Genomic DNA, 23707 nt, shown 5'->3' with positions numbered 1-23707 from the left:
GGCCGTTGGCAGACCGACCGACCGGGCGAGAATTTTGTAAAGGTTGTAAAATATGGCGCGCGCGCCGATCGGCCGGACCCTCCGCCGCCTGCGCATGGAACGCAGCCTCTCGCAGCAGGCACTGGCGGGGCAGCTCGGCATTTCGGCCAGCTACCTCAACCTGATCGAACACGACCAGCGCAAGATCACGGCGAGCCTCCTCCTCAGGCTCGCCGAACTGCTCGCCGTTGATCTCGCCGCCCTCTCCGGCCGCGAGGAGCGACAGCTCGAACTGGGCCTGCGCGAAGTCTTCGCTGATGCCCTGCTGGGCGCCGAGCCGGTACCGGAAGCGGAGATCGCGGCGCTTGCCGCGCTGCCCAACGCGGCGCGGGCCGTCCTCGCGCTCTATCGCGCTTGGCGCGTCTCTTCGGAGGATGCGAGCGGCATTGCCCTGCCCTCGGGCCGGCGCGTTCTGCTGCCGAACGAGGAAGCGCGGGACGCCTTCCACGAACGCGGCAACCATTTCCCGGAGATCGAGGCGGCGGCCGAACGGGTGGGCTCACTGCTCGCCGCCGCGCCGGCCGAGATGAACCATGCAGTCGCCGAAAGTCTCCGCCGCCGGCATGGTGTCTCGGTGCAGGTGGCAGCACTTCCCGAGGCGCTTCGCCGCTACGATCCCGTCACCCGCAGCCTCACCCTCTCCGAGCAACTGCCGCGCGAGAGCCGGGGCTTCAACATGGCCTTCCAGCTGATGTTGCTCGAGGCGCGGGAGGTGGTGGAGGAGACGATCGCGACCATCGGCCCCTCCTCTCCGGAGGCCGCCTCGCTCATCCGTATCGGCCTTCTCAATTACGCGGCGGGCGCCCTGATCATGCCCTATGGCCCCTTCCTCGAAGCGGCCCGTTGCCTGCGCCACGATGTAGAGATGCTGGCCGCGCGTTTCAGCGTCTCCTTCGAGCAGGCCTGTCACCGCCTCTCCACCTTGCAGCGGCCGGGGTTGCGCGGAGTGCCCTTCTTCTTCCTGCGGGTCGATCCGGCGGGAAATGTGTCCAAGCGCTTCTCGGCCGCGGGCTTCCCCTTCGCGCGCTATGGCGGCTCCTGCCCGCGCTGGGTCGTGCATTCCGCCATGGCCACACCCGGCCTCATTCGCGTCCAGGTGGCGGAACTTCCGGATGGCGGCCGCTTTCTCTGCTTCGCCCGGACCGTCTCGCGGATGGCTGCTTCCTGGGCCGAGCCGCGCCCCATCCATGTCGTCGCCATGGGCTGTGATCTCGCCCATGCCGAGGCTCTCGTCTATGCCGACGGGCTAGAGTTGGAGCGGTCGGCGGTCGGCATCGGTCTCTCCTGCCGGCTCTGCGATCGGCCCAATTGCCGCAGCCGCGCTTTTCCGCCCCTCGACCATCGCCTCGCGCTCGATCCCCTCACCCGCGGGGAAAGCCCTTATCATTTTGAAATCACCAAGAATCCTGCGGGGCCTCCCGCTACGTTCACGAGGCGGTAAGGCATTACTCCTAGTTTGAGGGAGGCTTTGTGCGCAGCATCTAGGACGATCCGTCTGCATTCCTCCCCTCCTTCCTCCAGCCAGGGCTCTCCTGCAGGTCCCGCGGACCGCCGCCTTCAGGGCGAGACGCGGCGCGGCCTGACACGGGATATGCTCGTGCTGGATTACCAGCCCCGCCACTGCATGCGCAGCGGCCGCACGCTCGCGGTCGAGGCCTTGCCGCGCTGGCCGCACCGGTTGACCGCCGCCATGGGCGCCAGTTCCAGCGGCACCCCGGAGCGTCATTCCGGGCGCCTCGTCGGCGGATGGCTACTGCAGACCGCCTGCACCGAAGCCAGGCTCTGGAACCGCCCCGACCTCCGACTCTCCGTCAAACTCATCGGGCCGCAACTCACCAGCGAGGAGTTGTGCATCCAGGTCTCCGCGGCACTTGAGGAGAGCGGCCTGCCGCCTGAATGCCTGGAACTCGCCATTCCAGAATCCGTCGCCTTCAGTCTGGACGAGGATGCCGCCATCGCGTTCGCGAGCTTGCGGGACATTGGCGTCAATCTGCTGCTCGACGAGTTCGGTCATGTCTTCGCCAGCCTGCTTGCCCTGCGGGACATGCCGCTGACCGCGATGAAGGTGGATCGCCTCATGCTGCGCAGTCTCCCCTCGGACCAGGAGACGCTCGCCGTCGTCCGCGCCGCGGTCGAAACCTCGCATGCCATGGGCCTCAGCGTCTGCGCGGACGGGGTGGATACCGATGCCCATCGCCTCGCCCTTCAAGGCCTCACGATCGACGAGGGCCAGGGTGGCGTTTTCAGCCCGCCACTCTCCGCCGCGGAGATTCGCCTCTACCTGCAGCGCTGACCGCGCGCTGTCGCAATGGCGAATGGCGCGCGCCCGGGGTGGCGGCCCCAGGCGGGGACTAAACGCTGGCGGCGCGCTGGCGCCGCCGGCGGAAGGAGCGGCCGAAGCGCCGCAGGCCGGACATCTGCTGCTCAAGATAGTTGCCCGTATGCATGGCCTCGTCGGCCGACGGATCGCCCGTGCGAATGTATTCACGGCCGAAATCCGCGGTGCCGAACATCATGTCCCACCAGGGCAGCGTCGCGCCGTAATTGCAGCTCTTCTGGCCGGCCGCCTTCACGCTGTGATGGGCACGGTGGAAGCGCGGCGAGATGAGCAGCCGCTCGCCCAGCCAGCCGAAATAGACCTTCGTATTCGCGTGGCTGAAACTCTCCAGCACCCGCACGGTCAGCACCAGCATGGGGAACTGGATCGGCGGCACGCCGATCGCGATGGCAACGACACCGAACCAGATCGCCGACAGGAAATCATCCAGAAGATGGTTCCGGTCATCCGACCAGAAGGTCATCTGGCGCTGGGCGTGATGCAGGGAATGCAGCGTGTACCACCAGTAGAAGCGGTGGGAGAGGCGGTGCCGCCAGTATTCCGCGAAATCCAGGATGATCAGATAGGTGATCAGCGTCAGGATCGGATGGCCGAGCAGGAAAGGCAACGCACGCTCGATCGTCGGCGGCACGATGCCATGATCGGTCAGGAAGCCGTTGATCCAGGTCTGCACTTCATAGAAGAGCACGAAGCTGACGAGCGGCAACACACCCACGCGGTTGAGCAGCGTGTAGAAGATGTCCGTCCCGACGCTCTCAACCTTCTGCCATTTCTCGAGCGGCCAGAAGCGCTCCACCGGCATCGAGAGGCCGAGGGTGATGAAGACCTGGGCCACGCCGTAAAGCGCGACCAGCGCCCAGCCGTAGGAGATGTCCTCCCAGGCGGAGAGGCCGGTATGCCAAAGCAGCGGCAGCAGCAGGTGGCCCTGCAGCCAACCGGCCATGGCATCGAAGGGATCGTAAAGAAAATCGCTCCAGGTCATGCTCAGTCGGCGCTCGCGAGGCTGGTCTGCCAAATCTTCGGGTCATGCGTGTTGAGCCAGATGCCATGCGGCGAGCGGCCCACGCGAATCGTCGTATAGGTAAAGGTCTTGGGGTCGATCAGCGCGATTTTATGGTCCCAGCGCAGCGTCGCCCAAATCGTTCCATCGGGAGCGAAGTCCATGTCGTCCGGCCCACCCTGCATCGCGTAGGTATTGATCACCTGCAGCGTCTTGGCGTCGAGCACAGTAATATGGCCGCTCTCGCGATCGGTCACGTAGATGATCTTATGGTCCGGCGGCACAAACATGACATGCGCGCCCGGGTCGGTCCTGATCGTGCCGATCACGTCGCCCGTCTTGGGATCGACCTCGGCGACATGGCCCTCGCCCATGATGCCGACCAGGATCATGCCATTGTGCCAGAGCACGCCCGCCGGCGTATTGCCGACCGCCTTCTGCCACTCGACCTGGCCCGTCCCGGTATTGATCGCGATGAGCTGGCCCGAGACCTGGAGGCTCACATAGACGTGCCGCGAATCCGGAGAATAGTTGATGTGGCTCGGCATCGTATCCGCCTTGATGCGATGCAGAAGCTTGAAGCTCTGGGCGTCATAGATGTCGATCTGATTGCGGGCGAGGCCGGCGATCGTCAGGAAGCGGCCGTCCGGGCTGAAGACCAGCTGGTACGGATCGCTCATCGTGATGTGCTTGACCATCTTCCCCGTGCGCGGGTCGAGGAAGAAAAGCGCATTGCCCGTTGTATCGCCCACCAGCAGGTAGCGGCCGTCCGGCGTCAGCGCCATGTGGTGCGGCTCGCGGAAGACCGGCACGGTCCGGATGATCTTGTGCGTGTCGACGTTGATCTCGTCGATCGAGGCGCTCAGCGAATTGATCACGAAGGCAATTTTCAGGTGCTCCGCCCGCGCCGGCTGGGCGGCAAGGCCCAGGGCCACGCCAGTCATGGCGAGACCGGACAAGAAGCTGCGCCAAGCAGGCATCGGGAGACTCTCCGTCATCGAGAAACTACATGAAAAAGCCGCACTAGGCCGCTGAAAGTCAAATGAACTCTCAGACGAAAATGCTTCACGTTGAACGGGCTGCGGCCCTGCCGCAATGACCATATTGCGGCGCAAAAATCCTGACGAAGGCTCGAATGGCAGCCCTGCGCCGAGGACCTAGCGGGGGTTTCGGCCCAGCAGACGGACCGTAACCACCGCGCAGCAGATAAGGGCAAAAAGCAGATCCATGGTGGCGAAAGACAGCGGCAGGCCGGGGATGAGGAAATTCGGCGCGTCGCAGGGCTTGGCCGGCCGCGCCGGCAGGCTGTTCATCAGCGCCGTCAGATTGCCGGTGACGAGATTGGAGGCGCTGCATTCCGGCAGCGGGCTCGGCCACCAGTGCCGCTCCACGCCGACATGAACCACAGCGATGCCGATATCTGCGAAAAGGGCGAGCGCCCCAAGCCACAGCAGAGCACGACGCGCCGGCGCCGGCAGGAGCAGTGCCAGAACACCTAGCAGGATGATGATGCGGTAGGGCCAGCGCTCCCAGAGACACAACGCGCAAGGCGCCATGCCGAGATAATTCTGCGCCCCAAAGGCGACGGCAAGCGCCGCGAGCCCAACGAGAAGCAGGAAGATGGCCGTGCGCCGGTCAGGAGAATCGCTCATCCGATCCTTATCATCTGCGGCGCCCGAACTGCCAACCGCCCCGGCAGGACGGCGGGTCTCCAACAATCCGCTTGGTTTTCCGCGCGGTTCGGGTGATACGCTGCCAAGATTCATGCTGGACCTCTTCCTTATCGTAGCCCCGGAGCGATGACGGCCCTTTTTCTCCTCGTCGCGGCGGCGCTGCGTCATCCGATCTTGCAGGTGCTCTCGATCATCGGTGCCACCTTCATCCTCGAGGATGCTGCGACCGTGGTGACCGCGATTCAGGTCCAGGCAGGCACCGTCTCCATCGAAATCGGCCTGGGCTCGCTCTATGCCGGCATCGTGCTGGGAGATCTCGGGCTCTACGGCCTCGGCCGGCTCGCCGCCGTCATTCCTTGGATGGAGCGTTTCATCCCGGCGCGCCGGCGTGATATTGGGCGAGACTGGTTGAACAGCCGTCTCGCCAGGGTCATCTTCATAAGCCGCTTCTTGCCTGGACTTCGGCTGCCGACCTATACGACATGCGGTTTTCTTAAGACGTCGTTCCTTGTCTTCACGCTGGCGGCGATCGTCGCGACCCTGATTTGGACCAGCCTGCTCTTCACCGTCTCGATGAAGCTCGGGCACTATATCCTGGCCTATCTCGGCGCCTGGCATTGGGCAGGGATCGCCGTTCTGTGCATCGTGCTGCTGGTGGCCAGCCGACTGGTCGCCCGGCAGTTGAGAGGGAAAGAGACGACGTGAGCGACATTCAGGCGGCTTCGGCGGCTTCAGCAGCTCTTTCCCGCCTGCGGCGCTTCCAGAAGCAACCCCCGGAACGGCTCACGTCTTTCTTCGAATTCTGGCCCGGGTGGATCGCCTATACCCCGATCGTCCTGCAATGGATCGGGCTCGGCATCCGCTACGGCAACCCGATCCTGGCGACGGCCGCCAACCCGACCATCGAAGCCGGCGGTCTCTGTGGCGAATCGAAGCAGTCGATCCTCGACCAGATGGGCCCGGCCGGCCGGGACTGGGTGGCGCCTTATACGGTCGCGACCACCGGCGCCTATCTGGAATCGGATGATCTCGGCGTCGCCGAGGCTGCGATGACCGAGGCCGGCCTTTCCTTCCCCGTTGTCGTGAAGCCCGATATTGGCTGCAACGGCACCGGCGTCTGTCTCGTCGACAACCGCGCCGATCTGGCCCGTTATCTCGCCGCCTTCCCGCGCCTCACCCGCTTCATGCTGCAGGCGCTGATTCCCTACGAGGCCGAGGCTGGCATCTTCTATATCCGCCGCCCGGGCGAGCCAGTCGGCACCATCACCTCCGTCACCCTCAAATCCTCTCCTGTGGTGGTGGGCGACGGGCGCTCCAACCTGCGCGAACTGGTCATGGCCGATCCGCGCTGCGCCCAGGTACCGCATCTCTATCTGCCGCGTCTCGCCTCCCGCCTGCATGAGGTTCCCGAAGCGGGCGAGCGGGTGAAGCTCGTCTTCGTCGGCAATCACTGCAAAGGGTCCACCTTCAAGAACGGCGCCAAACTGGTGACCCGGGAACTGACCGAGCGGATCGAAGCCATCGCCCGCTCGATCCCGAACTTCCATTTCGGCCGCTTCGACATCCGCTACGAAAGCGCAGCCGGGCTGATGGCGGGGGAAGGCTTCCGCATCATCGAGATCAACGGCGTCGGCTCGGAAGCGACCCACATTTGGGACCCGCAGACGAAGCTGCGCGAAGCCTATGCCGCACAGTTTTTCCATTATCGCTCGGCCTTCGAGATTGCCGCGGCCAACCGGACGCTCGGGCACAGGCCCACCGGCTTCTTCACCCTCCTGCGCATGTGGCGGCAACAGAAGCGCCTGATGGCCTCCTACCCCGCCAACGACTGACCTTGGCCACTCCGAAGATCCGGCGGATCCGGGCAGACCGGCTGCTGGTCGATCGCGGCCTCGTTGAAAGCATCGCCCGCGCCCAGGCCCTGATCATGGCCGGCCAAGCCTTTCACGACACGCGGCGCATCGCCAAGGCGGGCGACCTCCTGCCCGAGGACGCATCCCTGTCGCTGAAGGGCCAAGACCACCCGTGGGTTTCCCGCGGAGGGCTCAAGCTGTCCCATGGCCTCGCCCATTTCGGCTATCCGGTCGCAGGCCGCACATGCATCGACGTCGGCGCCTCCACCGGCGGCTTCACGGATGTGCTGCTTAGTCAGGGCGCGGCGCGGGTCTATGCGGTGGATGTCGGTCATGGCCAACTCGCCTGGAAGCTCCGCAGTGATGACCGGGTCGTCGTGCTGGAGAAGACCAATGCGCGGCTGATCACGACGGCCCAGATTCCCGAACCTCTGGGCGCCCTGGTCTGCGATGCAAGCTTCATCGGGCTTCGCGCCGTGCTTCCGGCGGCCCTGGCGCTTCTTGCACCCGGAGCCTGGGCCATCGCGCTCATCAAGCCGCAGTTCGAGGCGGCGCATGCCGAGATCGGGCCGCGCGGCGTCGTGACGGACCCGGCGGTGCGTGCCCATTACTGCGGCGAAATCGAAGCCTGGTGGAAAACCTTGGCAGGCTGGACGGTGGACGGCATCGTCGAAAGCCCGATCACCGGCCCCGAGGGCAACCATGAATTTCTGATTGGGGCGCGCTACGCGCCTTGAGGGATGGTGGTCAGCCCTGGCCGGATCGCAGGTCGGCCGCACCCGAGCAACCGATTTCCTCGCCAGCACCGACGCCAGAGATGTCGTCCAGCAGCGACCAGACCCGGTGCGGCTCCATCGGAGCGGTCGGATCGTTCAGGATCCGGTCCAACTCTTCGAGTTTCCAGCCGATCGATCGCTTCATGAGTCCCATCTCGCCTCTCCCGCCCAGCCAATGCGATGCTACCGCACTGCAACATAAGTGGAAGTAAGAATCCTCGTCATTTCTTCCAGATTTGGCGAATCAACGTTTTCGTGCGCAGTCAGGGTCGCATCGGTTCAAAGGGAATCTGATAGGCGACTCACCTGAATCGTCACTCGGGCCCTACCAAGACATCAGAGCGAAGACTGGATGGCCGGGGCGAGGGCCGAAATCTTGGCCGCCGGATGGGCCTGATTGCGGAAGCGAAGCTCTCCTTCGGCGGCGGCGTCCGGGCCGCTGAGGCCGAACATTTCCATCCGGCTGTAGCAGGTGACCGCCACGACATGCGCCGCCGCGTCCGAGGTCATGTATTGCCGCGCGGCCCCCTCGAGTTCGAGACTGTCCATGAGCATGCGCCATTCAGGTCGGTCCATGTCCTCGATGAACAGGGCGAGAATGGCCGGGCGCGTGCCGGAGACGCGCGCCGGGGCCAGCCCGTCCAGCGCGCCGCGCACCGTCTCAGCGACCGCATTGCGCTTTCCGGCTCGTGCCGCCATGGCCCAGACGCCGTCGGCGCAGGCGGAGAGCGAGAGATGCGCCTCCGGCCCGAATTCCTGGCGAAGCCGGGTCATCAGCCCGTCAATCGCGGCATTGTTGCCCCCCAGCACCAGCGGCTCGATGCGGAACACCGCAGCCTCGTCCTGGTCCAGACGCGCACCGCTGTCGAGCATGGCAAGAACGCGCGCCTGCAGCGCGTCCAGCTGCGCCGCATCCTGGTCCCGCAGACCGCGGGCGAAAGTTATCTTGAGCAGGTAACGGCCGGGCCGCGCCTCGATCCAAGGCTTCATTTGCGCCTCGATCCGGTCACAGAAGGAGGCCCAGGCGAGGCGATGGATGTCGCGCCCGGCTTCCGCCGATACGGTGTGGCAGATGCACTCGACCTCGGCATCTTCCCGCCGCAACACGAGATCGTAGGGGGCCGCTTCCTCCAGCCCGGCGTGGAAGACGTCGAACCCACGCTCCCGGTGCAGCGCGGCCGTACGGAACAGGTGCAAGAGATCCACGAGCCGCCCTTCGCCCGACAGCGCGGCGGCGAGATGCGCCCGCAATCGTTCAAGCCCCACTGGGCTAAGTGTCCCGGTCGTGCCCACCAGCTCGGCCAGGATCGCCCCGAGCCTCTGCTCGGCAACCGTGGGCGTCGCGCGCTCAGCAGCACGGGTCCCGTCCGGTGCGCGGCCGCGCATGCGCTCGATCGCGAGTTCCAGCGCATGGCGTTGCTTGAAGACCGCGCCGCACCGGTTCGACGCGGCGGCCCGGCCGATGATTTCGGCGATGCGGGCCGACCAGACCTCCTCGCCGACGAACAGGACGAACTGCTCGATCACCGGCAGTGCCGTGACGGGGAAGTCCTGGGCGGCGCGCTTCAGGGTCTCGGAGGAAAGGGTTTGGGTCATACTGCACCGATACGCGATGCCGCCCCGCGTCTCAATCAACCCCTGCAACACAGAGTTGTGAGAGGAATGCTTTACTTTGTGCGGTCGCCGTTCTGCGCGCGGTCGCGCAGCAGATGGTCGGCCAGCACGCAGGCCATCATGGCCTCGCCCACCGGCACCGCGCGGATGCCGACGCAGGGGTCATGTCGGCCCCGGGTGGAGACCTCGACCTCCTCGCCGGCCTCGTTGACAGAGCGGCGCGGGGTCAGGATGGAACTCGTAGGTTTAACCGCGAACCGCGCGACCACCGGCTGGCCAGAGGAGATGCCGCCCAGAATACCCCCCGCGTGGTTCGACAGAAAATCAATCTGGCCATCGGCGCCCATGCGCATTTCGTCGGCATTCTCTTCGCCGGTCAGCGTGGCGGCAGCGAAGCCTTCGCCGATCTCCACGCCCTTCACGGCATTGATGCTCATGAAGGCGCTCGCGAGATCGGCATCGAGCTTGCCGTATATCGGCGCGCCGAGCCCTGCCGGCACGCCTTCGGCGATGATTTCGCAGACTGCGCCGATGGAGGAGCCCGCGCGGCGGATCGCGAGCAGCGTCTCTTCCCAGGCCTCCGCCGCCACCGGATCGGGGCAGAAGAAGGCATTGGCGTTGACCGCTTCCCAGTCCCAGCGGGTCGGATCAATGCGATGGGCGCCCATCTGGACCATGGCGCCGCGGATCACCACGCCCTCGCCCAGCACACGGCGCGCCACGGCGCCGGCGGCGACGCGCATCGCGGTCTCCCGCGCGGACGATCGCCCGCCGCCGCGATAATCACGGATGCCGTATTTCAGCTGGTACGTGACGTCGGCATGGCCCGGCCGAAAGCTCCGGGCGATATTGCTGTAGTCCTTCGACCGCTGGTCGACATTCTCGACCATCAGACCGATCGGCGTGCCCGTCGTCATCCCCTCAAAAACGCCCGAGAGGATTCGGACCTGGTCCGGCTCCTGCCGCTGGGTTGTGAAGCTCGACTGGCCGGGCCGGCGGCGATCCAGATAGGGCTGGATATCGGCCTCCGTCAGCGGAATGCCCGGCGGGCAGCCATCGACGACACAGCCGATCGCCGGCCCATGGCTCTCACCCCAGGTGGTGACGCGGAAGAGATGTCCGAAGCTGTTATGGGACACGGCTGGATGACCCGCCCTGCGGTTTCAGCTTGTAATCGCCGCGATGTCGGGGGCCGCGGGATTTTTCATGCCGACAATGTGGTATCCGCAATCGACGTGATGGACCTCGCCGGTAACGCCGCGGCCGAGATCGGAGAGCAGATAGAGGCCGGAGCCGCCCACCTCTTCCGTCGTCACGTTGCGGCCCAGCGGCGCATTCAACTCGTTCCACTTCAGGATATAGCGGAAATCGCCGATGCCGGAGGCGGCCAGCGTCTTGATCGGGCCGGCACTGATGCCGTTGACGCGGATGTTGCGCTCGCCAAGATCGGCCGCGATGTAGCGGACGGAGGCTTCCAGCGCCGCCTTGGCGACGCCCATCACGTTGTAGTGCGGCATCACCCGCTCGGCGCCGAGATAGGTGAGCGTCAGCATCGAACCGCCATCCGGCATCATTGCGGCCGCGCGCTGGCAGACCGCGACGAAGCTGTAACAGGAAATGTCCATCGCCTGCAGGAAGGCGGCGCGCGGCGTGTCGACATAGCGGCCGCGGAGATAGGCCTTGTCAGCCCAGCCAATGGCATGGACCAGGAAGTCGATCTTGCCCCAGCGTTTCTCCACCTCGGCGAAGGCGGCATCGATACTCGCCTCGTCGGCCACGTCGCAGGGCAGCACGATGTCGGCGCCAATGCTCTCGGCCAGCGGGCGAACCCGTTTCTCCAGCGCCTCACCCTGATAGGTGAAAGCGACCTCGGCCCCCTGGGCCGCGCAGGCGGCAGCAATGCCCCAAGCGATCGACCGGTCATTGGCAACGCCCATGACCACACCGCGCTTTCCAGCCATGAGCGTGCCCTTGGCGGGCGGGATGGCCGTGGCATCCTGAGACATGCGGGACCTCTTCTGAACGACGACTGCGGCAACTGCGACGAATGGCCTCGTACCCGGCGGCAGTTTACCGGGCACGTCTGTAACAGCGGGTGGTGGCACAGGAGGGAACGAGCGACAAGGGGTGGCGGTGCGCGACGCCGTGGCGCCATCCCGAAGCTGGCTTGGCCGGATGCGAAGGTCGGCCCAGAATACCCTCGTCAGATCAAGGATTGCTCTGCCATGACCCTCGCTCCTTCCTCCCCCTCGTCGCTATCCACGACCGATCCCTTCCAGCTCTTCACGGAATGGTTCGCCGATGCGCGCCGCACCGAGCCCGCAGACCCGAATGCGATGACGCTCGCGACCGTCGGTGCGGACGGCATGCCCGATGCCCGTATCGTGCTGCTCAAGGGCCAGGACGCCCAGGGCTTCGTCTTCTATACGAATTATGAAAGCCAAAAGGGGGCCGAACTTGCCGCCAATCCGCGGGCCTGCCTCAATTTCCATTGGAAAACCCTGCAACGGCAGGTGCGGCTGTTGGGCCGGGTGGAAAAGGTGACGCCGGCGGAGGCCGACGTCTATTTCGCTTCCCGCCCGCGCCTCTCGAAGCTGGGGGCTTGGGCCTCCGACCAGTCACGGCCGCTCGCCGACCGCTCGGTGCTGGAAAGCCGGCTCGCCGAAGCCGAAACCCGCTTCCCGACGGAAGAGGTTCCGCGCCCACCGCACTGGTCCGGCTACCGGGTCGTGCCGCTGCGTTTCGAGTTCTGGCGCGAAATGCCCTACCGCCTGCATGATCGGCTGATCTTCACCCGCGACGGCGAGGATGCGCCTTGGGAAACGAGCCGCCTCTTTCCCTGAGGCCAGCTATGCTACAATAAAACCCCGCACGGAAACGGACTGACGCTCATGCCCATCCGCAAGGTAATTCTGCTTCTTAACGAGACCGCGGCCGGACGCGCCGCGCTCGATACGGCACTCGACACCGCCACGACCTGGCAGGCGCATCTCACGGTGCTGCATGTCCGCGTCGATGCGCGGGACGTGGCGCCGCTTGCCGGCGAAGGCCTGTCGGGCGCCATGATCGAGGACATGATGGTGGCAACCGAGAAGGAAAGCGCCGTCCGCGCCCATGATGTGCGCGTGCTCTTCGAACAGGCGATGAATATCCGCGGCATCACCATCGGTGAGCCGCGGCCGCATGCCGGCGTCCCGACCGCCAATTTCGTATCCGTCGCCGGGCGGGAGGAAGAGATCATCGCCCAACAGGCACGACTGGCCGATCTCACTGTCATTCCCCATCCCGAGGCCGGGCAGGATGTCTCCTCCTCGGACGCGCTGCATGCGGTGCTGTTCGATTCCGGCCGGCCGGTAATGATCGCGCCCGCCGCGGTGCCGAAAAGCCTCGGCCGCCGCATTTGCATCGGCTGGAACGGCACGGCTGAATCCTCGGCCGCCGTCCAGGCCGCGCTGCCCTGGATGCAGAAGGCGGAGGCCGTCCGCATCCTGACATCGGACGATTACCAGCGCCGCGGCCCCGGCGCGCCCGACCTCGCCGCCTATCTCTCGCTACACGGAGTCGAGGCGGAAATCGCGACCTTCCGCCCGGTCGACAAATCGGTGGGCGCCGGCCTGCTCGCCGCCGCGCGGGAATTTCACTCCGATCTGCTTTCCATGGGCGCCTATTCCCATTCCCGCCTGCGCCAGCTCATCCTGGGCGGCGTAACCCGGCACATCCTCGAAAATGCCGACCTGCCGGTGATCATGAGCCGCTAGGCGCTGAGCCGATAGACCGTGACCCGCCGCTCGATCCTGTCCTCGAGTTCGAGGGTCGTCGGCACATCCATGCTCCCGATCGGCTCCATCCCGGCGCGCGGCAGATAAGCGCGGCCGGGATCGGCAACCCAGACCTCCGCGCCCTCCGCCACCATGCGGCGCAGCCAGGGCAGGATATGCCCGGTCATCGGCGCCTCGTAGCACACGTCGCCGCAGAGAATGAGATCCCAGCGGCAGTCCTGCCCCACCACGTCCCGTGTCTCGGCGGCAACGGAGACGCCGTTTTCGGCCGCGTTCAGCAGGGTCGCGACGATGGCGAGCGGGTCGATCTCCGCCGCCTCCACCGAAGCGGCGCCCGACTTGGCGCAGGCGATGGCGGCCAGCCCACAGCCGGCGGCGAAATCCAGCACGCGGCGGCCGGCGACCAGCGCCGGCCGGTCCAGCACCATACGCGCCAGGACCTGGCTGCCCGGCCAGGCGAAAGCCCAAAAAGGCGGTTCTATCCCGGTCTGCGCCAGCCAAGCTTCGGTCGCCTGCCAGATGGGAGTGATTTCGGTCGCGAGCCAGAGCGGAATCTCCGGCACCAAGGCCGCCGTGGCGCGGGCGGTATGGCTGCGCAGAAAGGCGGCCGGATCCTCCATGGTCAGATCCGTCCGAGCAGGAAGGCGAGCCCGACGGCCAGCCCCACCCATTTGTTGTGCTTGAACAGCGCGAGGCAGAGCGGTCCGTCATCGACATCCAACCGCCAGACCTGCCGCGCCAGCATGCAGGCTGGCAGGATGAGTACGATCAGGTAGAGCGCACCGAATCCGGCCGCGAGGCCGGCCGCCACGAGCAGCAGGATGCTGAGGCCATAGCAGACGGCAAGGAAGGGCACAGAGGTTGCGGCGAAAAGTCGCGCCGTCGACCCGATCCCGACCAGCGCATCATCCTCGCGGTCCTGATGCGCATAGATCGTGTCGTAGCCGAGAATCCAGAAGAAGACGGCGGCATAGAGCAGCAGGGCGGCGAGGTCGAACTGCCCGGTCGCTGCCACGTAGCCGAGCGGCGCGCCAAAACCGAAGGTAATGCCGAGCATGGCCTGCGGCCACCAAGTCACCCGCTTTGCCGCCGGATAAAGGGCGACGAGGATGAGCGAGGCCGCCCCCAACAGTTGCGCCGCGCGGTTGAGGCTCAGCAGCACGGCGAGACCCACGCAGAGGAGAAGCGCCAGAAAGGCTGCCGCCTGCCGCATGGACAGGGCGCCGGAGGCCAGCGGCCGCCCCGCCGTGCGCGCCACCAAGCGGTCGATCTTGCGATCCCACATATCGTTCACCACGCAGCCGGCGCTGCGCATCACGAGCGACCCGATGGCGAACAGGATGATCAGCCGAACCGTCTCACCCCTCGGCGCGCGGGCCAGGAGAATGCTCCAGAGGCCAGGGAGAAACAGCAGCCAGGCCCCGATCGGCCGGTCCAGCCGCGCCAGGATGGCATAGGGCGCGAGCGATGCGGGGAGCTTGCCGATCCAGCCGTCCCGGTCGATATCTGTGTGCGCCACCATGACCACTCCATCCTCCCAGGCCGATCACGGGTCAATCCGCCTTCACGTCAGCGCCCCGCTCGGCGCCGGCGCCTCTGTCCTATTGGAGGAGAGGCAGGCGCGCTACCTCGGCACCGTCATGCGCCGCAGCGCGGGCGATCGTTTGCGGCTTTTCAACGGGCAGGACGGGGAGTGGCGCGCCGTCATCCGCGACATGGGCAAACGCGGGGTCCGGCTGGAGGCGGAGACACAGATCCGCCCGCAGATAGCGGAACCCGACCTCTGGCTGCTCCTCTCCATCATTAAGCGCGATGCGCTGGAATGGGCGGTGGAGAAGGCGACCGAGCTTGGCGTTGCGGAAATTCATCCCGTCGTCACGGCGCGCAGCCAGCCGGCTCGGCCAAATCCGGAGCGGCTCGCCGCCATTGCCGTGGAAGCAGCCGAGCAGTGCGAGCGGCTTTCCATCCCGCGGATTCATGCAGCCCAGCCCCTCGAAAACCTGTTGCGCGGGTGGCCGGAAGGCCGGCCCCTCGTCGCCGCGATCGAGCGCGACGGCGCGGCGACGGCCCCGCCGCCGCTCGTTTCGGGCGCGCTGCTGGTGGGGCCGGAAGGCGGCTTTGACCCCCGGGAGCTTGACGTCCTACGCCGGCTTCCCTTTCTTGTAGCGGCGTCACTCGGCGCCCGCATTCTGCGGGCAGAGACCGCCGCTATCGTGGGTCTCGCCCTCTTGCAGCGCCCATCCGAATTCTTGAACAACGATGCTTGAGCAGAACAGCCGATGTCCAACCCCGGCGAGGGTGATCTCACCCCGATCGACTCCACGGCCCAGCTTGCCGCCTATCTCGCGGAAGGCTGCAAAGCGCCGTCGCGATTCCGCATCGGGACCGAGCATGAAAAATTCGGCTTCCAGCAGCGGAGCCTGACCCCGCCGCCCTATGAGCCCCAGGGCATCCGCGCGATGCTGGAAGGGATCGCGAAAGGTGGCTGGGCGCCGATCCTCGACCACGGCAACCCGATCGGGTTGACCCAAGCGGGCTCCTCCGTCTCGCTCGAACCAGCGGGCCAGCTCGAGCTTTCCGGCGCCCCGCGAGAAACATTGCACGAGACGCAGGCCGAACTCGCGGCCCATCTGGCGGAGGTGCGGGCGGTGGCCGAGCCGCTCGGCCTCGGCTTCGCGCCGCTCGGTTTCCATCCCCTCGCGACCCAGGCGGATATGCCCTGGATGCCCAAGGGCCGCTACGGCATCATGCGCCGCTACATGCCGAAAGTGGGCACCCGTGGCCTCGACATGATGACCCGGACCTGCACCGTGCAGGTCAATCTCGACTTCGGCTCGGAGGCGGACATGGTGCGCAAGCTCCGCGTCAGCTTGGCGCTGCAGTCCTTCGCCACCGCCCTTTTTGCCAATTCTCCCTTCTACGAGGGCCGGCCCAACGGCGTGCTCTCCAACCGGGCAATGGTCTGGACCGATACGGACAATGCCCGCGCCGGCATTCCGGCGGTGGTCTTCGAAGACGGATTCGGCTTTGAGCGCTTCGCGGAGTTCGCCCTCGATGTGCCGATGTATTTCGTCTATCGCGATGGGCATTATATCGACACGGCTGGCGCCTCGTTCCGGGATTTCATGGCGGGAAAGCTCAGGGGACTGGAAGGCCAACGCCCCACGATGGGCGATTTCGCGGATCATCTGACCACGATCTTCACCGATGTCCGGCTCAAGCGATTCCTCGAGATGCGTGGGGCGGATGCCGGCAACCCGGCAATGATGGTCGCCTTTTCCGCCTTCTGGACCGGGCTTCTTTATGACGATGCCGCGCTCGCCGCCGCGGAATCCATGGTGCGCGAGTTGACAGCCGGCAACTTGATGGAGGTCCGCGCGGCTGTGCCCACCCAGGGACTCGCCGCTCCCTGGCGGCATGGATGCTTGCGGGATCTCGTGAAGCCGCTCGTCGCCATCGCATCCGAGGGCCTCGCCGCCCGGCGTCGCTTCAATGAGGCGGGTGAGGACGAGCGGATCTATCTCGCCCCGCTTCAGGCGATCGCCGAGGGCGCACCGACCCAGGCGGAACATTGGCTCGCCCGTTACGAAGGCGCCTGGGGACGGGATGTCCGACCGATCTTTAGGGAGGCCGCGATCTGACCGACGGCGTCGACATCTTCGACCGCGCAGCCGTCCGCCGCTATCGCGACCGTGCGGCATCGACGGTGCAGAGCGTCGCCCCCATCCTGGAGGATGCGGCGGACCGGCTACTCGACCGGGTATCCGACACCACGCGGTATTTTCAGGCGGCCCTCGACATCGGCGGGCGCGGTGTTGTGGCACCTCGGCTGCGTGAGATGGGCATCTCGACCGTCGCGATGGATCTGTCCCTCCCGATGGCAGCGCGCAGCGGCGCGCCCTATGTGGTGGGGGACGAGGAGACGCTGCCCTTCGGCGAGGGCAGCTTCGATCTCGTCGTCGCCAATCTCGCGCTGCACTGGGTAAACGACCTGCCAGGCGCACTGATTCAGATTCGCCGCGCGATGAAACCGGACGGTCTGTTCCTGGCTTCTCTCCCGCTCCTCGGTTCGCTGGGCGATTTCCGCCACGCCCTGACCGAGGCCGAGGCCGAACTGCGCGGCGGCGCCAGCCCCCGCATCTCGCCCTTTCCGGAATTGCGCGACCTTGCCGGCCTCCTGCAGCGGGCGGGTTTCGCCTCCCCGGTCGCGGATCAGGAGGAGGTCTCCCTCCTTTACGGCAATCCGCTGACCTTGCTGCGGGATCTTCAGGCAGCCGGAGAGCGCAACGCGATCCGCGAGCGAAGCCGGGCCATCCCGCCGCGGGGTCTCTTCCCCGCCGCGCTGATGCGGCTGCCTCTGGATGCCGAAGGCCGGATGAAGGTAACGCTCCGCCTCGGCATCATGACGGGATGGTCTTCCGGCAATACCCAGGCCGAGGTTTGATGCCTCAATCGCGCGGGCCGCGAATATTCAGCATCCCGCCCGGTCCTTTTTGATCGACATCAATCCGCTTGCCCTGTCGCGCTGGTATTTTGCGGCCTGTTAATCGAACCCGCGGTCCGACGGTCGCCACGGCTGCATCGGTCATGTCGATCCGGATCCCGAGACATGGAGGTTTTGAGCCATGGCTTTCTCCGATCTTCTGCCCTTCAACCGCCCCCGCACACCCGCCGAGACGGGCGGCCCCGCCGATCCCTTCATCGCCCTGCACCGGGATATGAACCGGCTCTTCGATGAATTCACCCGCGGCTTCGGCCTGCCCATGGCCCCACGCTCGGCCTTCGCCACCACCTGGCCGCAGGTGGAGGTGAGCGAGACCGAGACCGAGGTGAAGGTCGTCGCCGAGGTGCCGGGGCTGGAAGAGAAGGACCTCGAGCTCTCGCTGCAGGACGGTGTTCTCACTCTCAAGGGAGAGAAGAAATCCGAAACCAAGGGGCCGGTTTACAGCGAACGCTGGCAGGGCCAGTTCCTGCGCTCCCTTCAGCTCGGCCGGGACATCGATCCGGACAAAGTCGCGGCCGCCTTCAAGAACGGCGTGCTGACGGTGACGGTCGGCAAGCGCGCGGATGCGAAGAACGGCCTGAAGCACATCGCGATCAGCAAGGAATAGGCGTTCCCTGACCCAGGGTTCGCTAGGGCAGGATGGCGCGTGCGCGCATGGCCATCCCGCTCGACCGATAAAGTTAAACTCTAGGGGGCGTCGGACGGCGGGGCCGGCGGCAGGCCCGCCATGTCGCGCCAGGCGGCCTCGTCCAGCACGGTGATGCCAAGCTCCGCAGCCTTGCGGGCCTTCGAGCCCGCATCGGCCCCGGCGACCACGTAATCGGTCTTCTTGGACACGCTGTCCGTCACCCGCATGCCCAGAGATTCGGCGCGGGCCTTGGCTTCCGGCCGGGTCATGCTCTCCATGCCGCCGGTGAAGACGATCGTCTTGCCGGCAAGCGGGCTATCAGCCCGGGCGCTCTCCGCATCCTCGATGGTCAGCACGCCGGCGAGAGCATCCAGAACGCCGATGTTGCGATCCTCCGCGAAAAATTCCACCAGCTCCTCGGCGACCGCCGGGCCGATGCCGAGAATGCTGCCGAGTGCCAGGCGTGCGTCCGAACCCACGATGCGCGCAGCCAGCATCTCCTCCCGCCAATGCGCGTAGCTGCCGTAATGCCGGGCGAGGAGTTTCGCATTGGTCTCGCCGATGCGGCGGATGCCGAGCGCATAGATGAAGCGGGCGAGCGGTATGGTCCGCCGCGCCTCGATGGAGCGGGAGAGGTTGGCGGCGGACAGATCGCCCCAGCCCTCGCGCTGGGCGATCTCAGCCTCGTGCTCCGGCAGGCGAAAGATATCGACGGGCGTCGCGATCAGTCCGTCGGCATGGAACTCGGCGACCGTCTTGTCGCCCAGTCCCTCGATGTCGAAGGCACCGCGCGAGACGAAATGGATCAGCCGCTCCACCTGCTGGGCCTGGCAGATGAGGCCACCGGTGCAGCGCCGCACGACCTCGCCCGGGGGGCGCAGCGCGAGCGAACCGCAGACCGGGCAATGCTCCGGCGGTACCCAGGGTACGGTACCCTCGGGCCGCTTCTCCGGCACGATGCCGAGGATCTGCGGGATCACGTCCCCTGCCCGCTGCAACATCACGGTATCGCCCACCCGCACGTCCTTGCGGGCGATCTCGTCCTCGTTATGCAGCGTCGCCCGGGTCACGAGCACGCCGCCGACATTCACCGGCTCAAGCTCGGCCACTGGCGTCAGCGCCCCCGTCCGGCCGACCTGGATGCGAATTTCGCGCAAGGTGGTGACCGCTTGTTCGGCTGGGAATTTCCAGGCGATCGCCCAGCGCGGCGCGCGGCCGACGAAGCCGAGGCGGGTCTCCAGCCGGAGGTCGTCGATCTTGTAGACGACGCCGTCGATGTCGTAGCCGAGGCCGGCGCGCTGCAGGCCCATCTCGGTCTGGAACGCCTCGGCCTCGGACTCATCGGCCAGCAGCCGGGACAGCGGATTGACGGTGAACCCCCAGGCTTTCAGCCGCTGGAGGTAGCCCCAATGGGTTTCCGCCACCGGTTCGGAGCTTTCGCCCTGGGCGTAGGCGAACAACGACAGCGGGCGGCTGGCAGTGATGGAGGGGTCGATCTGGCGCAGGCTGCCGGCGGCGGCGTTGCGGGGATTGGCGAAGATCTTGCCACCGGCCTCGGCCTGGGCGGCGTTCAGTGCCAGGAAGTCGGCCTTGGTCATGAACACCTCGCCGCGGATCTCGATCAGCGCGGGTGCCTTGCCGTGCAGCTTTTCGGGGATCGACTGGACGGTGCGCAGGTTGGCGGTGACGTCCTCGCCTTCAGTGCCGTCGCCGCGGGTGGCGCCGCGGATGAAGCGGCCGTGCTCGTAGGTGAGGCTGATCGACAAGCCGTCGATCTTTGGTTCGGCGACGAAGGCCAGAGTGCCGGTGAGGCCGAGGAAGCGGCGGATGCGGGCGCAGAACTCCAAAAATTCCTCGGCACCGAAGGCGTTGTCGAGGGACAGCATCGGCACGCGGTGGCGGATTTTCGCGAATCCGCTCTCCGGCGCGCCGCCGACCCTTGTGGAGGGTGAATCCAGGCGGATCAGCTCCGGGAAGCGGGCCTCGAGCGCGGCGTTGCGCCGGCGCAGCGCGTCGTAGTCGGCGTCGGAGATCTCGGGCGCGTCGCTGGTGTGGTAGGCGGCATCTTGATGCGCGATTTCGGCGGCAAGGCGCGCCAGTTCCTCGGCGGCTTCCTCGGGCGTGAGGTCTTCGACTGGGCGGGGATCAGCGGTCATGAGGGGATGGAGGTTAGCATCCCCTGCGGCGGGCGTGCCACTGGGTGGAGTGGACGCCGAATTGGGTGGACAGCCGGTCGTCCGCTTTCAAGGACGCATCCGGAAGGTCAACCATTCGGCTTTGGTGCCAAGGGACGGCAGGCCGCGAGCCGGGGCCCAAGAGCTATACGGCGGATGGTGACTTCATACCCTCAACGAGGAAAGTCAGCAGCGGCTGAACCAGAGACCTCTCGGCCGTATCATCGCCTAGCACGACGATCTCGGTCATTGGCAGAGGAGGCCAGTGGTCCGGAGGCTCAAGGATTTGCATACCGTCTTGGATAAAGGACCGCCCCAATGCCGTTATGCCGAGCCCGCCTGCAACGGCGGCCTGAACGCCCATGAGACTGGTGACGGTGCAGGCGGTCGCCCAGTCCTGCCGCGCCGCATCGAGCGTCGTAAACATGAGCTCCCGATAGGTGCATGGCGGCTTCAAGAGCACGAGTGGCAGTGGTCGATCCAATTCCAACCGAAAATCCAGAGCGGCAAACCACACCATCGGTTCGCGCCATATGACGCGACCTCGATCCCGCAGCTGCCTCGTGGCGATCACGAGATCAAGGTCGCCGTTGTCAAATTCTGCCAACAGCTCGTGCGTCAGACTTGTGTTTACCTCCAGTTGAACTTCCGGGTACAGTCTGAGAAACCGCGCCAGGAGCCGCGACAATTGCAAGGGGACGAAGTCCTCGCATATTCCCACGCGCAGTCGTCCGGAAGCTCGCGGTATCTGTAGCGAGCGAATGACATCGTCGTTGAGGTCCAGGAGCCGACGAGCCCCGATCAGCAGTTGCCCGCCAGGACCGGTAAGGCACAGCGACCGGCTGGTCCGTTCGAACACCGGATGGCCGATGAGCTCTTCCAGTCGCCGGATTTTCTGACTGACGGCAGACTGCGAGCGCCCGACGATGTCCGCCGCGGCAGTAAAACTCCCCGCGTCGGCGACGGCCACGAATGTGCGCAACAGATCCAGGTCGAGGTCAGGCATGGCCAATTCATAAGAATTTCCACTGGAACCATCCAAACTATGCGTTTGCGTGAACGCTGGCGAGCACTCATGTCGTCGGTGCCACCGCGGAATGCCGCGCTGGCGGTGGTTGTTGAATTCTGACGTGTTCCACAAAAGGGGCGGGATGGGTCCGGTAATGCCCATATGCCGCGACCAGGAGGCATCATGCGCGCACAGGTCCTGACGGCGTTCGGTGGCCCAGAGAATTTTCAGCTCATGGATATTCCGAAGCCCGTAATCAGGCCCGGAACCGTTCTCGTCAAAGTGGCGGCCACCTCGGTCAACCAGGTGGATACGAAAATCCGCACTGGACTGCCGATAGCGCCGGACAGCCCGATGGTCCTGGGCGCGGATGTTGCCGGGACTGTCCAGGAAGTCGGCCCGGGCGTGCTTGATTTCTCGCCTGGTGACGAAGTCTATGGGTGCGCTGGCGGTGTGAAGGGACACGGCGGAGCATTGGCCGAATATCTTCTCGCGGACGCGAGACTGCTTGCGCCGAAGCCTACGACTCTCACCATGCACGAGGCGGCAGCATTGCCGCTCGTTTCGATTACGGCTTGGGACGGGCTGGAGAGGACCAATGTTACGGCATCGGATCATATCCTGATCCACGGCGGCATTGGCGGCGTCGGACACATCGCCGTGCAGCTCGCCAAGGTTCTGGGTGCGCGCGTCGCCACCACGGTTGGGTCGGCGGACGCCGCGGATTTGGCGCGCAATCTTGGTGCGGATGAGACCGTCCTTTACCTTAGTGAAACGGTCGACCATTACGTCGATCGGCTCTCTGAGGGTCGCGGCTTCGATGTCGTCTTCGACACTGTAGGCGGCAGCAACCTGGGGGCGTCGTTCGCGGCGGCAGGCGACAATGGTCGCGTCATCACCACCAATTCACGGACCACCCAGGACCTGGGGCTGCTTCACGCCAAGGCACTTTCCTTCGGTGTGGTCTTCATGCTGCTGCCCATGTTGCATGGGCGTGGTCGCGATCGGCATGGGCGCATCCTGCGCAGCCTGGCACGGCTCGTTGACGCAGGCCGAGTGCGGCCGCTCATCGACGCGAATCACTTCACCCTTGCCACCGCACCGGATGCCCATCGACGCATCGAATCGGGCAAAGCCACCGGCAAGATCGTCATCGACATCGCAGAGGAAGCCTGACCTTGGCCTGGCTGTCGCGAGACGACGCCACAGAGGCAGCAACATCGGCTCGCGGGCAAGTCGATGTGTCCGCCTCTGCATAACTCCGCGCGAGCCACAGCACTCGATGGCACCCCTCGCAAGGCCAGGGTCTCGATCGGCGCACCTTCACGCTCGAAGTCATACCAAATCCCTCAATCTGCCTCGCAGGAGATGCACGAATGTTGAAATTGCCGCTGATTCAGAATCGGAAGCAGCTGACCTATGCAGCGGCCGCCATAGCGGTCGAAGCGGCGGTGGTGAAATCCCGCGAGATCGCCGCCCCGGAATGTATCGCCGTCGTGGATGCCGGCGGCAATCTGCTGGCCTTCGCCAGGGTGGACGGGGCGGCAGTTCTCGCGCGGGACCCGGCAATCGCCAAGGCCGCCACCAGCGCTTCGCTCAGTGCGCCGACCGGTGGGCTTCCCTTCGAATTCGGTGCAAATCTGGGTCTGGCGAGCCATGGCGGCATTGCCAATCTCGGGGGTGGATTACCGATCGTCTTCGCAGGCGACACGCTGGGAGCGATCGGCGTGGGATCGGGTACGACCGAACAGGACGTTGCGGTTGCCGAGGCGGGCCGTGACGCCGTCCTGGCAGCGCTCGCCGCCGCGTGATGCACGTGGGCGGGTCACCGACCGTCCGGCGCAGGACGGCAGTCATCGCCGCATTCGGTATGGTGGCCGGGGCGGTACCGGTTGCTGCGACAGAGGGCAAAGGAGAGGCCAGCATGGGCCAGAACGCATTACATGACGCGATGCAACTCGCGAGCGACCGCCCGATCGGGCATATCGAACCGGTATTCCAATTCCACGATGCAATGCCGACTGGCGTCACCGTCGCGGCCGATGGGCGCGTCTTCATCAACTTTCCCCGTTGGGGCGATGCGGTGCCGTTCACCGTCGGCGAGATCCGTGACGGCAAGGTCATTGCGTATCCGAATGTCGCCATCAATACATTTGATTCCGCGAAGCCCGGTGCGACGCTTGCGAGCGTGCAGAGCGTGGTCGTCGACGCCGCCAATCGGCTTTGGATACTCGATACGGCAGCGCCCGGGTTCTCGGCTCCCGTCGCCGGCGGCGCAAAGCTGGTTGCCGTTGACCTGGCGACCGACGAGGTCGTGAGA

At 65.8% G+C, this 23707-nt stretch carries 26 protein-coding genes and 1 pseudogene; 15 read left to right on the top strand and 12 right to left on the bottom strand.

The features are described 5' to 3' along the window. The first annotated feature begins 52 nt into the window (after positions 1 to 52). Together VL752_RS10600 and VL752_RS10595 are read left to right on the top strand one after the other, a co-directional pair. On the top strand, positions 53 to 1480 hold the full coding sequence (locus tag VL752_RS10600) for a helix-turn-helix domain-containing protein (protein ID WP_325354926.1): 1428 nt from the start codon (positions 53 to 55) through the stop codon (positions 1478 to 1480). Between the two features lie 15 nt (positions 1481 to 1495). After that, positions 1496 to 2332: an EAL domain-containing protein gene (locus VL752_RS10595; RefSeq protein ID WP_325354924.1), complete on the top strand. Its 837-nt coding sequence runs from the start codon at positions 1496 to 1498 to the stop codon at positions 2330 to 2332. Between the two features lie 58 nt (positions 2333 to 2390). Here VL752_RS10595 and VL752_RS10590 read toward each other — a convergent pair whose 3' ends face one another. The 3 genes from VL752_RS10590 to VL752_RS10580 form a co-directional block, all read right to left on the bottom strand. Further along, positions 2391 to 3359, bottom strand: a complete 969-nt coding sequence (locus tag VL752_RS10590; protein WP_325354922.1) for a sterol desaturase family protein — start codon at positions 3357 to 3359, stop codon at positions 2391 to 2393. Between the two features lie 2 nt (positions 3360 to 3361). Continuing rightward, positions 3362 to 4357, bottom strand: a complete 996-nt coding sequence (locus VL752_RS10585; RefSeq protein ID WP_325354920.1) for a YncE family protein — start codon at positions 4355 to 4357, stop codon at positions 3362 to 3364. 177 nt (positions 4358 to 4534) lie between these two features. Then, entirely contained in the window at positions 4535 to 5029 is a 495-nt protein-coding gene (locus tag VL752_RS10580) for a disulfide bond formation protein B (RefSeq protein WP_325354918.1), read from the bottom strand. A gap of 147 nt (positions 5030 to 5176) precedes the next feature. Here VL752_RS10580 and VL752_RS10575 point away from each other — a divergent pair, with 147 nt between their 5' ends. Genes VL752_RS10575 through VL752_RS10565 form a run of 3 tightly spaced genes read left to right on the top strand, consistent with a single transcriptional unit; the run spans position 5177 to position 7640 of the window. Next, positions 5177 to 5755: a DedA family protein gene (locus VL752_RS10575; protein ID WP_325354916.1), complete on the top strand. Its 579-nt coding sequence runs from the start codon at positions 5177 to 5179 to the stop codon at positions 5753 to 5755. Then, complete coding sequence (locus VL752_RS10570; RefSeq protein ID WP_408863101.1) at positions 5752 to 6882, top strand: D-alanine--D-alanine ligase; 1131 nt, start codon at positions 5752 to 5754, stop codon at positions 6880 to 6882. The genes VL752_RS10575 and VL752_RS10570 overlap by 4 nt, the downstream gene beginning before the upstream one ends. A gap of 17 nt (positions 6883 to 6899) precedes the next feature. Then, positions 6900 to 7640: a TlyA family RNA methyltransferase gene (locus tag VL752_RS10565; RefSeq protein WP_325354998.1), complete on the top strand. Its 741-nt coding sequence runs from the start codon at positions 6900 to 6902 to the stop codon at positions 7638 to 7640. Positions 7641 to 7650: 10 nt separating this feature from the next. On the opposite strand, the gene VL752_RS10560 is transcribed toward VL752_RS10565, so the two are convergent. The 4 genes from VL752_RS10560 to fabI all read right to left on the bottom strand — a co-directional run bounded on the left by VL752_RS10560 (position 7651) and on the right by fabI (position 11299). Continuing rightward, a complete protein-coding gene (locus tag VL752_RS10560) occupies positions 7651 to 7833 on the bottom strand; it encodes a peptide chain release factor 1 (protein ID WP_325354914.1) in 183 nt (60 codons plus the stop codon). Positions 7834 to 8015: 182 nt separating this feature from the next. Next, positions 8016 to 9275: a hypothetical protein gene (locus tag VL752_RS10555; RefSeq protein ID WP_325354912.1), complete on the bottom strand. Its 1260-nt coding sequence runs from the start codon at positions 9273 to 9275 to the stop codon at positions 8016 to 8018. Between the two features lie 71 nt (positions 9276 to 9346). Further along, positions 9347 to 10432: a chorismate synthase gene (gene aroC / locus VL752_RS10550; RefSeq protein WP_325354910.1), complete on the bottom strand. Its 1086-nt coding sequence runs from the start codon at positions 10430 to 10432 to the stop codon at positions 9347 to 9349. A gap of 24 nt (positions 10433 to 10456) precedes the next feature. Next, positions 10457 to 11299: an enoyl-ACP reductase FabI gene (gene fabI, locus VL752_RS10545; protein WP_325354908.1), complete on the bottom strand. Its 843-nt coding sequence runs from the start codon at positions 11297 to 11299 to the stop codon at positions 10457 to 10459. Positions 11300 to 11518: 219 nt separating this feature from the next. On the opposite strand from fabI, the gene pdxH reads away from it, so the two are divergent. Together pdxH and VL752_RS10535 are read left to right on the top strand one after the other, a co-directional pair. Next, a complete protein-coding gene (gene pdxH, locus VL752_RS10540) occupies positions 11519 to 12136 on the top strand; it encodes a pyridoxamine 5'-phosphate oxidase (RefSeq protein ID WP_325354906.1) in 618 nt (205 codons plus the stop codon). A gap of 48 nt (positions 12137 to 12184) precedes the next feature. Beyond that, a complete protein-coding gene (locus tag VL752_RS10535) occupies positions 12185 to 13051 on the top strand; it encodes a universal stress protein (RefSeq protein WP_325354904.1) in 867 nt (288 codons plus the stop codon). Here the strand turns inward: VL752_RS10535 and VL752_RS10530 are convergent. Beyond that, the gene (locus tag VL752_RS10530; RefSeq protein WP_325354903.1) at positions 13048 to 13692 is read right to left on the bottom strand and encodes a class I SAM-dependent methyltransferase; all 645 of its coding nucleotides are present in this window, start codon (positions 13690 to 13692) and stop codon (positions 13048 to 13050) included. The two genes, VL752_RS10535 and VL752_RS10530, sit on opposite strands and share 4 nt — an antisense overlap. Positions 13693 to 13694: 2 nt before the next feature. Continuing rightward, positions 13695 to 14594 (bottom strand): 4-hydroxybenzoate octaprenyltransferase, encoded by a 900-nt coding sequence (gene ubiA / locus VL752_RS10525; RefSeq protein WP_325354901.1) that lies wholly within the window; start codon positions 14592 to 14594, stop codon positions 13695 to 13697. Between ubiA and VL752_RS10520 the strand changes: the two genes are divergently transcribed. The 3 genes from VL752_RS10520 to VL752_RS10510 are packed head-to-tail and all read left to right on the top strand — an operon-like array spanning position 14593 to position 17516. Then, positions 14593 to 15339 carry a 16S rRNA (uracil(1498)-N(3))-methyltransferase gene (locus tag VL752_RS10520; RefSeq protein ID WP_325354899.1) on the top strand — a complete coding sequence of 249 codons (747 nt, stop codon included), beginning with the start codon at positions 14593 to 14595 and terminating at the stop codon, positions 15337 to 15339. The two genes, ubiA and VL752_RS10520, sit on opposite strands and share 2 nt — an antisense overlap. Positions 15340 to 15351: 12 nt before the next feature. Then, positions 15352 to 16713 carry a glutamate--cysteine ligase gene (locus VL752_RS10515; protein WP_325354897.1) on the top strand — a complete coding sequence of 454 codons (1362 nt, stop codon included), beginning with the start codon at positions 15352 to 15354 and terminating at the stop codon, positions 16711 to 16713. Further along, positions 16710 to 17516, top strand: a complete 807-nt coding sequence (locus tag VL752_RS10510; RefSeq protein ID WP_408863104.1) for a methyltransferase domain-containing protein — start codon at positions 16710 to 16712, stop codon at positions 17514 to 17516. Before VL752_RS10515 ends, VL752_RS10510 begins: the two co-directional genes overlap by 4 nt. A gap of 4 nt (positions 17517 to 17520) precedes the next feature. Here VL752_RS10510 and VL752_RS10505 read toward each other — a convergent pair whose 3' ends face one another. Next, positions 17521 to 17661: a hypothetical protein gene (locus VL752_RS10505; RefSeq protein WP_325354893.1), complete on the bottom strand. Its 141-nt coding sequence runs from the start codon at positions 17659 to 17661 to the stop codon at positions 17521 to 17523. Positions 17662 to 17697: 36 nt separating this feature from the next. Here VL752_RS10505 and VL752_RS10500 point away from each other — a divergent pair, with 36 nt between their 5' ends. Beyond that, a complete protein-coding gene (locus tag VL752_RS10500; RefSeq protein WP_325354891.1) occupies positions 17698 to 18183 on the top strand; it encodes an Hsp20/alpha crystallin family protein in 486 nt (161 codons plus the stop codon). A gap of 80 nt (positions 18184 to 18263) precedes the next feature. On the opposite strand, the gene ligA is transcribed toward VL752_RS10500, so the two are convergent. Next, positions 18264 to 20360 carry an NAD-dependent DNA ligase LigA gene (gene ligA, locus VL752_RS10495; protein ID WP_325354889.1) on the bottom strand — a complete coding sequence of 699 codons (2097 nt, stop codon included), beginning with the start codon at positions 20358 to 20360 and terminating at the stop codon, positions 18264 to 18266. Positions 20361 to 20523: 163 nt separating this feature from the next. Continuing rightward, on the bottom strand, positions 20524 to 21384 hold the full coding sequence (locus tag VL752_RS22265; RefSeq protein WP_408863099.1) for a LysR substrate-binding domain-containing protein: 861 nt from the start codon (positions 21382 to 21384) through the stop codon (positions 20524 to 20526). Positions 21385 to 21549: 165 nt separating this feature from the next. On the opposite strand from VL752_RS22265, the pseudogene VL752_RS22260 reads away from it, so the two are divergent. The 4 genes and pseudogenes from VL752_RS22260 to VL752_RS10475 all read left to right on the top strand — a co-directional run. Beyond that, positions 21550 to 21849 (top strand): annotated as a pseudogene (locus VL752_RS22260) (alcohol dehydrogenase catalytic domain-containing protein); the annotation flags it as partial. A gap of 72 nt (positions 21850 to 21921) precedes the next feature. Next, the gene (locus tag VL752_RS10485) at positions 21922 to 22563 is read left to right on the top strand and encodes a zinc-binding dehydrogenase (RefSeq protein WP_325354885.1); all 642 of its coding nucleotides are present in this window, start codon (positions 21922 to 21924) and stop codon (positions 22561 to 22563) included. Between the two features lie 200 nt (positions 22564 to 22763). Beyond that, entirely contained in the window at positions 22764 to 23198 is a 435-nt protein-coding gene (locus VL752_RS10480) for a GlcG/HbpS family heme-binding protein (RefSeq protein ID WP_325354883.1), read from the top strand. A gap of 113 nt (positions 23199 to 23311) precedes the next feature. Next, positions 23312 to 23707: L-dopachrome tautomerase-related protein (locus VL752_RS10475; RefSeq protein ID WP_325354881.1), on the top strand; the 396-nt coding region annotated here is incomplete at its 3' end.

The sequence above is a fragment of the Acidisoma sp. genome (assembly GCF_035492295.1).
Classification (GTDB): Bacteria; Pseudomonadota; Alphaproteobacteria; order Acetobacterales; family Acetobacteraceae; genus Acidisoma.
Note: the sequence above shows the minus strand (reverse complement) of the source record. Positions and strands in the feature narration are given on the sequence as shown.